13 protein-coding genes are annotated in these 11,087 nt (G+C 42.8%); 7 read left to right on the top strand and 6 right to left on the bottom strand.

The window, feature by feature from the left end:
- Window positions 1-350 precede the first annotated feature (350 nt).
- Window positions 351-563, top strand: coding sequence for a PEP-CTERM sorting domain-containing protein (locus tag EWV84_RS15065; protein WP_287078646.1), 213 nt, complete (start codon window positions 351-353; stop codon window positions 561-563).
- A 135-nt stretch (window positions 564-698) separates the two neighbouring features.
- Here EWV84_RS15065 and cobJ read toward each other — a convergent pair whose 3' ends face one another.
- The gene (cobJ, locus tag EWV84_RS15060; RefSeq protein ID WP_287078645.1) at window positions 699-2,144 is read right to left on the bottom strand and encodes a precorrin-3B C(17)-methyltransferase; all 1,446 of its coding nucleotides are present in this window, start codon (window positions 2,142-2,144) and stop codon (window positions 699-701) included.
- Entirely contained in the window at window positions 2,141-2,869 is a 729-nt protein-coding gene (locus EWV84_RS15055; RefSeq protein WP_286826938.1) for a Uma2 family endonuclease, read from the bottom strand. The genes cobJ and EWV84_RS15055 overlap by 4 nt, the downstream gene beginning before the upstream one ends.
- 371 nt (window positions 2,870-3,240) lie before the next feature.
- Between EWV84_RS15055 and EWV84_RS15050 the strand changes: the two genes are divergently transcribed.
- On the top strand, window positions 3,241-3,951 hold the full coding sequence (locus EWV84_RS15050) for a DUF8619 family protein (protein ID WP_287078644.1): 711 nt from the start codon (window positions 3,241-3,243) through the stop codon (window positions 3,949-3,951).
- A gap of 302 nt (window positions 3,952-4,253) precedes the next feature.
- Window positions 4,254-4,682 (top strand): DUF29 domain-containing protein, encoded by a 429-nt coding sequence (locus EWV84_RS15045; RefSeq protein ID WP_271971545.1) that lies wholly within the window; start codon window positions 4,254-4,256, stop codon window positions 4,680-4,682.
- A 69-nt stretch (window positions 4,683-4,751) separates the two neighbouring features.
- Here EWV84_RS15045 and EWV84_RS15040 read toward each other — a convergent pair whose 3' ends face one another.
- Window positions 4,752-4,880, bottom strand: a complete 129-nt coding sequence (locus tag EWV84_RS15040) for a hypothetical protein (RefSeq protein WP_287078642.1) — start codon at window positions 4,878-4,880, stop codon at window positions 4,752-4,754.
- 489 nt (window positions 4,881-5,369) lie between these two features.
- On the opposite strand from EWV84_RS15040, the gene EWV84_RS15035 reads away from it, so the two are divergent.
- Entirely contained in the window at window positions 5,370-5,900 is a 531-nt protein-coding gene (locus EWV84_RS15035; RefSeq protein ID WP_286826934.1) for a calcium-binding protein, read from the top strand.
- Window positions 5,901-6,023: 123 nt separating this feature from the next.
- On the opposite strand, the gene EWV84_RS15030 is transcribed toward EWV84_RS15035, so the two are convergent.
- Genes EWV84_RS15030 through EWV84_RS15020 form a run of 3 tightly spaced genes read right to left on the bottom strand, consistent with a single transcriptional unit; the run spans window position 6,024 to window position 6,737 of the window.
- Entirely contained in the window at window positions 6,024-6,236 is a 213-nt protein-coding gene (locus EWV84_RS15030; protein WP_287078641.1) for a type II toxin-antitoxin system HicA family toxin, read from the bottom strand.
- A complete protein-coding gene (locus EWV84_RS15025) occupies window positions 6,233-6,439 on the bottom strand; it encodes a type II toxin-antitoxin system HicB family antitoxin (RefSeq protein WP_286826933.1) in 207 nt (68 codons plus the stop codon). The genes EWV84_RS15030 and EWV84_RS15025 overlap by 4 nt, the downstream gene beginning before the upstream one ends.
- 40 nt (window positions 6,440-6,479) lie before the next feature.
- A complete protein-coding gene (locus tag EWV84_RS15020; RefSeq protein WP_287078640.1) occupies window positions 6,480-6,737 on the bottom strand; it encodes a hypothetical protein in 258 nt (85 codons plus the stop codon).
- A 522-nt stretch (window positions 6,738-7,259) separates the two neighbouring features.
- Here EWV84_RS15020 and EWV84_RS15015 point away from each other — a divergent pair.
- From EWV84_RS15015 to EWV84_RS15005, 3 genes are all read left to right on the top strand, one after another.
- Window positions 7,260-8,009, top strand: a complete 750-nt coding sequence (locus EWV84_RS15015) for a septal ring lytic transglycosylase RlpA family protein (RefSeq protein ID WP_287078639.1) — start codon at window positions 7,260-7,262, stop codon at window positions 8,007-8,009.
- Window positions 8,010-8,387: 378 nt separating this feature from the next.
- Window positions 8,388-9,089: an ABC transporter ATP-binding protein gene (locus EWV84_RS15010; protein WP_287078638.1), complete on the top strand. Its 702-nt coding sequence runs from the start codon at window positions 8,388-8,390 to the stop codon at window positions 9,087-9,089.
- A gap of 124 nt (window positions 9,090-9,213) precedes the next feature.
- Window positions 9,214-10,875: an NAD(P)H-quinone oxidoreductase subunit 4 gene (locus EWV84_RS15005; protein ID WP_287078637.1), complete on the top strand. Its 1,662-nt coding sequence runs from the start codon at window positions 9,214-9,216 to the stop codon at window positions 10,873-10,875.
- Window positions 10,876-11,087 lie beyond the last annotated feature (212 nt).

The raw sequence follows: 11,087 nt of genomic DNA, 5'->3' as shown, positions 1-11,087 counted from the left end.
TTGTTCTTCGTCTTATTGAATACAGTCGAGCGCAAAACCCCTTTTTCTTGGCATAATCTGATAGTTTCATTTCAACTGTAAGGTAAACTTGCACTAACCACAGTAGCAGTTGTTTGCTAATATTTGCATACATTTTTTACAAAACTTTACAATACCGCTCACTAAAAACTCAGGGTAATCGCAGGTTATTTTGTATAAATTATAACAGACAAAAATCCCTGATTATTACAGTTAGCAGGTTGAACTGACAGGAGTTAATCTGAGAGAAAGTAAAAAGCTATGTATTTGAGCAGTTGAGCATGGCAGAAAGTTTGCTCCCCTAGTTTTAGGGGCTTGACATTTCTACCTAAATGCTCTCTGGTTGGACGATTGGTGATGGTTACGTTTTTAGTGGCAATCAAGGGGGAACTTGGTCTGTTTTTCCTACTGATGGGCCTTACCAATTTAGTATTAATGGGACAGAACAGACCCAGTCCCAGTCCGTTCCTGAACCCAGTTCCGTTGTTGCCTTGTTAGGATTAGGGGGACTAGGGTTAGCTTCTAGCCTGAAAAAACGCAAATAGGAATAGTAGGGTGGGGGCGACTCCATTCTCTTGTCTCGTGCTAAGGTAGAACCTTGGCACGAGACAAGGGAGGTCTTGCCTATTGCCTATTGCCTATTGCCTATCCTAACCAAGAAGTTAATTTTACACGACTACTTAATAGTGACGTGGAGTATAAACCCATTGCTTGGTTTTACCCTGCTCAATAAGGCGAGTTTTACTCGATCCAATCAAAATTATGGTTCGCATATCCGCATCTTTAATAGTCATATCCTCTAGGAATTTCACCGTCACTGTTTCCCCTTTTCGCCCTAAATTACGCGCTAGTACCACAGGAGTTTGCGGCGAGCGCCATTGTAATAAAATCTCTTTTGCCTTCTCCAATTGCCAAGTGCGCTCTTGAGACACAGGATTATAAAATGCGATCGCTAAATCGGCTCGGGCCGCTAACTCAATGCGCTGAGAAATCACCTGCCAAGATTTGAGAATATCCGATAGGGAAATCGCACAAAAATCATGTCCTAAAAGTGCGCCAACCCTGGCGGCCGCCGCTTGCATCGCCGAAATCCCCGGACAGACCTGAATTGCGATCGCATCCCATGCCGGTTTTGCTTTTTTTTCTAATACCTCAAACACGGCCGCGGCCATGGCATAAATTCCGGGATCTCCGGAAGAAACTAAGACAACCGATCTCCCCTTAGCCGCTAAATCTAGGGCTATTTCCGCGCGATCGAGTTCCACCCGATTATCCGATTCATGGCGGACAATTTCTGGTTTTCGCAGGGATTCTACCAAATCCAAATAGGTTTTATAACCCACCCAATCCGTGGCTTTTTCCAATACTTCTCGAACTTCCGGCGACATCCAATTTAGCGCACCAGGGCCGGTTCCGACTATGGCTAATTTACCTTGACTTTCGTGGGCAAAATCCCCTGGGGACAAACTGGATTTTTCCTTAATTTGCTGGCTTTCCTCACAGAGATAAACTAAACAGTTAGTGCTAGGTTTTGCTAAGTTTAAGTTATTTTTATCGATAATCTCAATGCTCAGTTTTGCTGCTGATGAAATCGGTAAATTACTATTTTTTAACCAGTCCGCTTCACCAATTAATTTTACTTTTTCACCCGCCAATAAATCGGCAAGAAACTTCTTAGCATCATCGGGATTAACTAACTGATAACCCAGTGGTGGCGATAATAAAGTCGTTTTAAATCTAATATCACCAGTGGTGGTAATTGCCGGGGAAATTTGCCAAACCGAGGCAATTTGACGAGCGAGATCATTAACCCCTTGTAAACCCCCCAACAAAGGCACTACGGCGCTGCCATCTTCCGCGATCGCTAATACAGGTGGTTCTTGCCATTTATTAGTTAATAAAGGTGCTAAAGTACGAATTAAAATACCCGCCGCACAAATGCCAATAATTGGCGTTCCCGTCTGGAAAAATTCTCGCACCGTTTCGCCAAAATTAGTATAGGTAAAATCAGCCGAATGGGTACGATTTATTAACCCATAAACCACTGCTTCCGGTAGGACCATTTGCACTTGACGAGCCACGGGAATGCTGGTTTCTCCTAAAATGAGAATAGCTGGAGGTTTCATTTGGCTTCCCCCGACTGCGTTGCGATTAACTTTTGGATAAATTCTTGATGCTCTGCCGAGTTAATTCCAGCCTTTAAGCTGTCTAAAACCCGTGACATATTGCCGTTGAGCATGGCTGAAATATCTAACCACAAACCCGGAAATACTAGAGAGCAAATCACCCCTTCTTGGTTGGGTAACAAAGAAATATAATCGCCATCTTGTAAACTAAACCAATCAATTTTTTGATCAAATACCTGCCAAACAAGGTATTCTTGAATGCCACTACGTCGATAAGCACGTTTTTTATCCCCTAAATCTATGGCGGCACTACTAGCGGCAATTTCTACCACTAATTCCGGCGATCCTTCTAGGTATCCCTCTGCACTTAGGGTTGATTTTCCCCCGCTTTCTTGACTAATTAATAACACCCCATCCGGCTGTAATTCGTTGTCGATATCCAAGCGAACTGTTGGCTCAATACCCATTTGTACTTGGGGTGTAGCAGCTTGATAAACTCCCAACCAAGTGATTAAACGTCCGTGGGGTTCAGCATGAAATTTAAACCTTAATGGGGATGCCATATACACAACTCCTTCGATTAGTTCGGCTTTTTTTAATCCTGGCATAGCTTGATAACGGCGCTCGAATTCGGGACGAATTAAGCGATCCCCATTTTCTAAGGGTGGTAAATGTTGAGTAGTTACAGTCTGAGAATTTAAGGATTTAGCCAAGGAAGAAGTCATGGTGGCAGTCTTTGGGAACAAAACAGCATTGATTTTATTATAGATTGTTTCATTGGACTTCTTGAGGGATTTAATTTTTAACTGAAATTTCCCCAGAAGTCCCGCGCTTTTAGCGATGGGATGAATGGCGACCAACAGATAGACAATTACCCAAAACTATAGCATTTATCTTAGTGATGAGGTACAAAGTTTTCGTTTTGGGAAGTCGGTAGTCGATACCAAATTAGGTTACACTTCATCTAGTTATGAGAAACGCTGTAATAACTGATATAGCGCACCTAAATGAAAGGTAAACGTCCTCTTCTGGAGCCTACCCGTTCACGAATCAATTAGGCACACGATAACTGATAACCGATAACTGATAACTGATAATGTTGGTTCCCCTTACCCGTGAATCGATCGAGCAAATTGTCCCGATTATCGCCACCGGCCCCCAGTACGCTCACTATTGGGGTAAATGGTCTGATTTTCTGCGCCGTTTATTCATTTCTATCATCGCTCTCACCGCAGCTTGGTTAATCGGTAATTTATTCGGCCCCGGTGGTTTAACGATTAAACTGATTTTCGACATTATCGCTGGTTTATATTGGCTCTGGGGTCCGGTTTATTGGGCCAGTGTTCGCAATAATACCTATCGTCGTCTTCCCTACGGAGGGTTTTGGCGCGGTCGCGTTTTCGATGCTTTTGTCACCGAGGAATTAATCGGGGAAGAAGAAAGGGTCAATAAACGCGGGGAATTAGAGATTATCGAAAATCGCCAACGCTGTATTAATCTAGAAATCGGTGATCAAACTGGCTTTTCGGCGATCGTTCGCGCTCCCCTCAAACGCATTCATAAATCGATCCGTCCCGGGATGGTGGCCGAAGCTTTGTTAATGTCTCGAGAACCCGATTTAGGGGATATCAATCAGCTTTCTGATGTCCATCTTCCCCAACTCGACCAGTGGATAGGGGAATATCCCGTGCTGCGACGCGATATTTTCCAGCAAGTTAGCGGCGAATTAGGAGGGGGAAAAGAACCCCGGCCAAAACCTTCTCGTTATTCTAATAATAATGTCATCCGAAGACGCAAAACCCGTTAATTGTTCGGCGATCGCTGAAAAGACACCGGTTTCTCGGCCATCAATGAGTAATACTAAATCCTGTTGAAAAGGTATAGGAGAGTGGGGTGTAGGGTGTGGGGTGTGGGGAAAAGGGAGAAACAATTCATAACTTGAGAGTTAATCACACTATTAAAAACGGATTTGGAATAATAATCAATTAAATGGTCTATTTACAGATTTTATGCCATTTAATCCTTATTTTTGCCGTTTTTGAACCATCAAAAATTAATTATGCAGGAGGTTTAATATAATGTTAATTGAGCTTAGAAGGAGATAAATCGATGACGGCATCCTATGAGCAAGACTTTGGACTTTGGGCCGAACAAATGGCCGATTTATTAGCCTCTGGTCGGTTTTCCGAGTTAGATATTGAGAATTTAGTCGAAGAGGTAAGGGATTTGTCGAAACGGGAGCGCGATCGCTTACTCGCTAGTCTAAGATTAATTTTGCATCATTTATTAAAGTGGGACTATCAACCTCAACGGCGATCGCACAGTTGGCTGGGGACTATTCAACGAGAAAGAGCTAATATTAGGCTTTATTTGGACGATAGCCCCAGTTTAAAGCGATATTTAACCGATGAAAGCCTATTTAAACTCTATGCTGTTGCTTGTTCCGATGCCTTTAGAGAGACGGGATTAGAGTTTCCCCCCGTTTGTCCCTACGGTATTGAGGATATTTTAAATCGTTCTCTTCATCTGTCGGAATGATAGACGAATCTACTCACCTAGCGACTGTATCTTAGAATACATTGTGCCTACCAAAACCAGCCGAAACCCCTAGTCATTTTCTTCTTCTCTATTTTCAATATTTATTGCTGACATTTCTGAAGGCAAAGGAGTTGCTAAACGAATATTGACATCAATCATCAATTGATTTTTTTCAATCTTTATATTCGCTCTTTTCACAACAATGAAGGCAGAAATAGAATCACTGGCATCGTATTCAAGAGAAAAATCTCTTTTATAACCAGCGTCCTCTAACCATTCAGCAATATTACGCCAATTCTCTACCTTGCCATTATTATTACCAACCAGTTCTTTAACGTATTGATAGAGCGTAGTACATAAATCTACCTCAACGCCTTTACGACTCTTCTTGAGTTTTTCAGCAATTTCTGTGGGACTATAACCGCAGAGTAATCCTTGTAAATGTTTTTTTCAGTAGGAGTCAGTCGCTTTCCCTTAACAGAAGCAAGATCAAGATAAAGAGTTTCTAAGTCCCATTGACTCATAGCTCGGGAAAAAGGGTCATTATTGGTATCCATAAATTTTTGCCTGAAAATTTCCTAGTCAGATTCTAGCATAATTCCTAGTGTTGACTAATTGAATGATGTAGAACTATAACTTATTGTAAATGATTAGTAAACAACCACTTTTTAATTGAGGTAATTAAATATGCCTAGTTATACTCCTCCTACCAGTTATACTGGTACTAAAAATGGCGATATAATCTACGGATCTGCTCAAAATGATTATATTTTTGGGGCTGGTGGGGGTGATCGTTTATATGGCGGTCTTGGAAATGATACTCTTGCGGGAGGTGAAGGGAATGACTATCTTGCCGGGGGCGATGGTGACGATATTTTACAAGGATCGGACACTCTTAATTATTACTACGGCATCCCCGGTCTCACTGTCCCAGAATATGATACTTTAGTTGGAGGTGCGGGTCGTGATACATTTGTAATTGGGACTAATCGAGGTAATCTTAATATGGGACCTGGTTATGCAGTAATAGCTGATTTTACCTCTTTTGTTGATCGCATTCAAGTTAAAGGAAGTGGAGTATCTATTACTCTTAAAAAAGAAAATATGGTTGGAGGAGGTGCTTCAGATACACTTATTTATAATGGTACAGATTTGATAGCAGTTGTTCAAGATAATAGTAGTTTACAATTAAATAGTAGTTATTTTAACTTTGTTTAATGCAACTATCAGATTTTGTAGGGTGCGTTAGGTGGCCACCAATTCTGTTAAAAAACCAAAATCAATAATCCGCACCCCACGCACCAACTTTGTCGTTAAATTGGTGCGTTATGATTATAATACTTAGAGGTCATCTGGAGTTAATCCTGTTAATTTAGCAATTCTTGCTAACATTTTCGGTCCAATTTCATCGCCATCATGGCAAGCAAAAACGACATCATTCCAGCCAGACCTTTCTAAAATTTTATGAGAGCCTGTCTGTCGTTTAATTTTCCAACCTATGCTTTTTAATGCTTTTAAAACTTGTTTGGCTTTCGTTGCTGACCATTGACTCATAGAGCAACAAATGATAAATTTAGGTGATTTTCTGGAAGTTCTCCCTGTTCAAGTTGATCGGCTAAGACACGCAAGGCAAGTGCTTGAACTTTAGCCATAGCTTCCTGTTGACTATTGCCATAGACTAAAACTCCCGGAAGTTCGACGATTTCAGCAATATATCGTCCATCTTCTTCTTGTTCTATGTCAATCTTATAATTCATTTGAGAATTACCTATGGGATGACCTGCTGTCTTGATTATATTAGATTTTATAGCCGCTCTTGTCGGTTGGATTGACCCAAGGAAACCCAACACACATTAGATAGGGTTTGCCGAAAAAGCTTTTCGTGGGGTTAGGAGTCGGGCCGGATGAAAAAATTTTCACCCCCACAGATGAAAGAGGTTTCTTTCCCCACTTCCCCACTTCCCCACTTCCCCACTTCCCCACTTCCCCACTTCCCCACTTCCCCAATCCCCTATCCCCTATCCCTTTTAAACAGGATTTAGTATTAGCATCCATTAACATTTCTGATTGCGTTGTTAAGTTTGGCTAATAACAGCTTATTTTTAGTTCCTTGTCAAGCCCCTATTATAATTTTTTATCTCTGACCCTTAGCACGATTTAACATTTATCTTAAAAATCTGGTTTTTTGTAGCAAAGAAAACAGTTTTATTAACCATTATCTGCATCGATAGAGGCAAATCGAGGAGGGCTGATAATCCTTGAAAGCCTTGTCAATACTAGCATTATTCCCTCTCAAAATTTCACTAATTCCCTAAGTTTTCCTAACCTTGATCCCCTCTAGGACACAAAAAATTAAAAACCTTTCATCTTAACTTGGTTTTTAGCGCCAGTCAACCCTTTATTTAAATTTTTGATTCTCTTGCCCGATAACGATACAAATTCTCGTAATGACCAACCAATTTTCCGTGATACGGTTGAACAGAAAGCAACCAAGTTAGCTCTGCAAGCACAAAGGAATGTTAGCAAGTTCCTTTTTGCTTTGCATTGGGAACTTGCTAACGCACAATAAGAAAGTCTATGAATAAACAACTGATCAACAAACTACAAGCTGTAACTGCCCTTACCGTAGTGGGGACTACAGCTTCGATAATTTGTTCCCAGACAGCAGGACACAGCAACAGCCTGACGGATATTAGCGTAGGTCGTCAAACTGTTATCGAGTCCACTTCTCAAACCATTCTGTCCGCTTTTTCTAATAGTCGAACAAATGATTCAAGTATTAAGATATCACGTTCGGTTCAAGATAATGCTAACGAAATTATAAAAACTTTGGAGTCCCTAGTGGACAAAGAAAATACCGTCCCTGCAAGCGTTACACCCCGGACCCAAGAGGCCATTCCTTCGACGATACAACCCCAATCACAACCCAATCAAGTCAAGCCGGCCCCAGCTAATGCCCCAGCTACCAATCCTGCCTCAGTGACACCAGCAGAGAAGCCGAAAACAAGCCAAGCGGTAAAAACCAGCAGTCGCCCCCGTAAAAAGGGAATGGCCTCTTGGTATGGTCCTGGTTTTCACGGTCGTCGCACCGCTAGTGGTGAGACTTTTAACTCTAGTAGTTTAACCGCCGCCCATCGCTATCTACCTTTCGGCACCAAGGTTAGGGTAACTAATCTGCGTAACGGGCGCTCGGTGGTGGTGCGAATTAACGATCGCGGTCCGTTTAGCGGTGGTCGCCTCATCGATCTCTCCAGAGGTGCGGCAGCGATTATCGGTGTCTTCCAATCGGGAGTTGCCCCGGTTGTCTTGGAAGTTTTAGGCAGATAATCAGTTATCAGTTATCAGTAAACAGTAAGCAGTGAAAAGACAGCACTGTTAATCTGCGTCTTGGAAATTTTAGTACAAATGCTCGAACTTCTTCCTTATCCCTGACTTGAAAGAGGGTGTAGGGTGTGGGGTGTGGGGTGTAGGGAAGGAAACCTCTTTCATCTCTGGTGGTGAAAATTTTTTCATCGGGACTGACTAAAAACTCACATCTGATCACTGGTAACTGGTAACTGGTAACTGGTAACTGGTAACTGGTAACTGGTAACTGGTAACTGGTAACTGATAACTGGTAACTGGTAACTGGTAACTGGTAACTGGTAACTGGTAACTGGTAACTGGTAACTGCTATAGTGATCCTATTGGGATTTGACTGGGTTTATGTTAGAAATTAGCGATTTATCGGTTAATTATGGCGGAATAAAGGCATTACAGCAGGTTAGCTTAAGGGTAGAAACGGGGGAAATTGTCACCCTGATTGGAGCGAACGGAGCAGGAAAAACGACGACTCTAAAGACGATATCTAGGATTTTAACGGCAAAGACGGGGCGAATAATTTATCAGGGTCAAGATATTACCCATTTACCGCCCCATGAAATCGTTAAGCGGGGAATTGCCCATAGTCCGGAAGGGAGAAGAATCTTAGCGCGTCAAACAGTCTTGACAAATTTGCAGTTAGGTGCTTATACGAGAAGCGATCGCCTAGGAGTAAAAAGCGATATCGAAGAGCAGTGGCAACTGTTTCCCCGACTATCGGAGCGCCGAGAGCAGTTAGCGGGAACCCTAAGCGGTGGGGAACAGCAGATGCTGGCGATCGCCAGAGCTTTAATGAGTCGTCCCAAGTTATTGTTACTAGACGAACCCAGTTTAGGACTAGCGCCGCAGATAGTGCGAGAAATCTTCAGTATTATCCGTCAATTAAACGAATCGGGAGTAACTATCCTGTTAGTGGAACAAAACGCCAATTTAGCCCTAGAAACTGCCAATCGCGGCTATGTTTTGGAAGCGGGACGCTTGACTATCGCCGGAGAAGCCGGGGATTTACTCAAGGATGAGCGCGTCAAACAAGCTTATTTAGGTTAATCGATGATGATGCGCCAACTATATATAAAAGTCTATGGTAAAGGCAGGCCAAAAAATATTCACAAAATTTTACAAAGTCGCATAAAATGAACACATAACGAAATAGGTATTTTTTCTTACTGCCATGCTAACGGCTAACTTCCCCTGGCTCACTGCCATCATTTTGCTCCCCTTGCTTTCCTCCTTCCTTATCCCTGTAATCCCCGACAAAGAAGGAAAAACTGTTCGTTGGTTCGCTCTTGGAGTCGGACTAGCAGACTTTGTTTTAATGTGCTACGTTTTTTTACAAAAATATGATTTAAGCAACCCCAACCTACAATTAGTGGAAAAAATCGATTGGGTTCCCCAAATAGGTTTAAGTTGGGCGGTGTCGGTGGATGGTATCTCGGCACCGTTAGTTTTATTAGCAGGATTGGTGACAACCCTTTCTATCTTGGCCGCGTGGCAAGTGGACCGCAAACCCCGTTTATTCTACTTCCTGATGCTGTTGCTCTACGCCGCTCAGATTGGTGTTTTCGTCGCCCAAGACTTATTATTATTCTTTTTAATGTGGGAAATCGAGTTAATTCCCGTTTATCTACTCGTTTCCATCTGGGGTGGTCAAAAACGTCGTTATGCCGCCACTAAATTCTTACTCTACACCGCCGCCGCTTCTATCTTCATCCTCGTTGCCGGTCTAGCCATGGCCCTTTACGGTGGTGGTGCGATGACCTTTGATATGGCGGAATTAGGATTTAAAGATTATCCCCTCGCTTTAGAATTAGTCCTTTACGCTGGTTTGTTAGTCGCTTTCGGGGTCAAACTAGCTATCTTCCCCCTCCATACTTGGCTCCCCGATGCTCACGGTGAAGCTTCTGCACCTGTATCGATGATTCTCGCTGGTGTTCTCCTCAAAATGGGTGGTTACGGTTTAATCCGTCTTAATATGGGGCTTCTACCCGATGCACACATCTACTTTGCCCCGATTCTAGCGATTCTCGGTGTCGTCAATATTATCTACGGTGCTTTCGCTTCCTTCGGTCAACAAAACATGAAACGCCGTCTCGCTTATTCCTCGGTTTCACACATGGGATTCGTCCTTTTAGGGATTGCTTCCTTTACCGATGTGGGTATTAGCGGTGCTATGTTACAAATGCTCTCCCATGGTTTAATTGCCGCCGTCTTATTCTTCCTTGCTGGTGTCACCTACGACCGCACCCATACCTTAGCTTTAAACGAGATGGGTGGGATTGCCCAAGCGATGCCGAAAGTCTTCGCTCTCTTTACTGCCGGCGCCATGGCTTCCCTAGCGTTACCCGGAATGAGCGGTTTTGCCAGCGAAATTACCGTATTCATCGGTGTCACTAGCAGTGACGTTTATAGCCAAACCTTCCGGGTTGTGACTGTCTTCCTCGCTTCCGTTGGTTTAATCCTCACCCCGATTTATCTACTCTCCATGCTTCGTCAAGTTTTCTACGGAGATGGTTCTTCCTGCGATATTACTAACATTCTCCCCAACAAAAGTAACGAACAGGCAGTTTGTTTCGGTACTAGCTGTGTCCTCCCTCATGAATCAGAATATAGTGACGCTAAACCCAGAGAAATCTTTATCGCTGTCTCTTTCCTCGCTTTGATTGTTTCTATCGGTTTCTATCCCCAACTGGCTACCCGTATCTACGATGTGAAAACGGTGGCAGTTAACTCGGAAGTGCGTCAAGCTTACACAGAAATCGCCGCCACTCGTCAAAATATCTACGCTGAAACTCAACCGGACGTAAGCGCAAAAGTTGCCAGTGTCTTCCAATAAATTGGTAAGTCTAAAGTTAATAAGTTATCGGGAGTAGAAATTCTGCTCCTGATTTTTTTGGCGAGGAGATAATTAATTAGGGTTGGCTGAATAAGGGTTGGCTGAATAATGGTAAAAACCTTACAGGAAAGGGCTTTTAGCTTGATTGAGAGCTTCCCAAATGCACTTAAATCTGCGCTTAATCGCTCAAAACCCTTGCATCTTCTCTCCTT

The organism is Microcystis sp. M_QC_C_20170808_M3Col, from assembly GCF_007095505.1.
Lineage (GTDB): Bacteria > Cyanobacteriota > Cyanobacteriia > Cyanobacteriales > Microcystaceae > Microcystis.
Note: the sequence above shows the minus strand (reverse complement) of the source record. Positions and strands in the feature narration are given on the sequence as shown.

Excerpts from the sequence above, each read along its gene's own strand:
- EWV84_RS15065 (WP_287078646.1), top strand. The coding sequence starts at position 351 with ATGCTCTCTGGTTGGACGATTGGTGATGGTTACGTTTTTAGTGGCAAT.
- cobJ (WP_287078645.1), bottom strand. The coding sequence starts at position 2,144 with ATGAAACCTCCAGCTATTCTCATTTTAGGAGAAACCAGCATTCCCGTG.
- EWV84_RS15055 (WP_286826938.1), bottom strand. The coding sequence starts at position 2,869 with ATGACTTCTTCCTTGGCTAAATCCTTAAATTCTCAGACTGTAACTACT.
- EWV84_RS15050 (WP_287078644.1), top strand. The coding sequence starts at position 3,241 with ATGTTGGTTCCCCTTACCCGTGAATCGATCGAGCAAATTGTCCCGATT.
- EWV84_RS15045 (WP_271971545.1), top strand. The coding sequence starts at position 4,254 with ATGACGGCATCCTATGAGCAAGACTTTGGACTTTGGGCCGAACAAATG.
- EWV84_RS15035 (WP_286826934.1), top strand. The coding sequence starts at position 5,370 with ATGCCTAGTTATACTCCTCCTACCAGTTATACTGGTACTAAAAATGGC.
- EWV84_RS15030 (WP_287078641.1), bottom strand. The coding sequence starts at position 6,236 with ATGAGTCAATGGTCAGCAACGAAAGCCAAACAAGTTTTAAAAGCATTA.
- EWV84_RS15025 (WP_286826933.1), bottom strand. The coding sequence starts at position 6,439 with ATGAATTATAAGATTGACATAGAACAAGAAGAAGATGGACGATATATT.
- EWV84_RS15020 (WP_287078640.1), bottom strand. The coding sequence starts at position 6,737 with ATGGATGCTAATACTAAATCCTGTTTAAAAGGGATAGGGGATAGGGGA.
- EWV84_RS15015 (WP_287078639.1), top strand. The coding sequence starts at position 7,260 with ATGAATAAACAACTGATCAACAAACTACAAGCTGTAACTGCCCTTACC.
- EWV84_RS15010 (WP_287078638.1), top strand. The coding sequence starts at position 8,388 with ATGTTAGAAATTAGCGATTTATCGGTTAATTATGGCGGAATAAAGGCA.
- EWV84_RS15005 (WP_287078637.1), top strand. The coding sequence starts at position 9,214 with ATGCTAACGGCTAACTTCCCCTGGCTCACTGCCATCATTTTGCTCCCC.